Genomic DNA, 265 nt, shown 5'->3' with positions numbered 1-265 from the left:
TTATTCCGGCATAGCTCAGTTGGTAGAGCACCTGACTGTTAATCAGGTTGTCGACGGTTCGAGCCCGCCTGCCGGAGTACTATGGAGAGTTGTCCGAGCTGGCCGAAGGAGCATCATTGGAAATGATGTAAACGGATTAAAGTCTGTTTCGAGGGTTCGAATCCCTCACTCTCCGTATATTTTTGTAGTATGACCCGTTGGTCAAGTGGTTTAAGACACTGCCCTTTCACGGCAGTAACATGGGTTCGAATCCCGTACGGGTCAT

At 49.4% G+C, this 265-nt stretch carries 3 tRNA genes; all 3 read left to right on the top strand.

The annotated features are described in order from the left end of the window. Positions 1 to 4 precede the first annotated feature (4 nt). The 3 genes from AC6UDC_RS06935 to AC6UDC_RS06925 all read left to right on the top strand — a co-directional run bounded on the left by AC6UDC_RS06935 (position 5) and on the right by AC6UDC_RS06925 (position 264). A tRNA-Asn gene (locus AC6UDC_RS06935) sits at positions 5 to 77 on the top strand. A 6-nt stretch (positions 78 to 83) separates the two neighbouring features. Continuing rightward, a tRNA-Ser gene (locus tag AC6UDC_RS06930) sits at positions 84 to 175 on the top strand. 16 nt (positions 176 to 191) lie between these two features. Then, a tRNA-Glu gene (locus AC6UDC_RS06925) sits at positions 192 to 264 on the top strand. The last annotated feature ends 1 nt before the right edge of the window (position 265 follow it).

The sequence above is a fragment of the Fructilactobacillus sp. X7R7C1 genome (assembly GCF_059901065.1).
Note: the sequence above shows the minus strand (reverse complement) of the source record. Positions and strands in the feature narration are given on the sequence as shown.